The sequence below is a fragment of the Pedococcus sp. P1_H8 genome (genome assembly GCF_056405175.1).
On the sequence record NZ_JBFUCP010000280.1, the window covers coordinates 1 to 424 of the forward strand.

The window sequence follows — 424 nt, forward strand, 5'->3', positions numbered from 1 at the left end:
CCCTAGCAGTTCTAGGTATGGGCGCCAGGAACAGGCGAACCGACGTCGGTCACGGGCGGGCCGCTCGGTCGAGCAAATCGAGGCAGTGCCGGATCAGCCGCTCCCGGGGCACGGTGACGGTGCCGTCGAGGTAGCCGATGAAAAGGCTCGTCAGGGCGCCGACGAGACCGAGCGCCCGCAGGGCGCGTTCGTCGGGATCGGCAACGCCGCGCAGCTGATCCTGTACCAGCACAACGAAACTCGGGGCCAACTCCAGGCCGCGGCCGCCCAGCGCGGGGTCCCGCAGCGGCGCCAGCAGCAGAACTCGGCCGGCTTCGGGGTGGTCGAGGACGAGGGCCACGAACGCGCGCACCGCGAGTTCGGCGGTCTCCGACGGGGTCTCGGCGCCGGAAACCGCGGTCACCAGGGCGGCACGGGCCTGCTC

At 71.9% G+C, this 424-nt stretch carries 1 protein-coding gene; it reads right to left on the reverse strand.

Features of this window, described 5'->3' with window-relative positions:
• Window positions 1-49 precede the first annotated feature (49 nt).
• Window positions 50-424, reverse strand: a 375-nt coding sequence (locus tag AC1DYG_RS20005) for a hypothetical protein (protein ID WP_477641588.1), incomplete at its 5' end; no start/stop codon positions are given.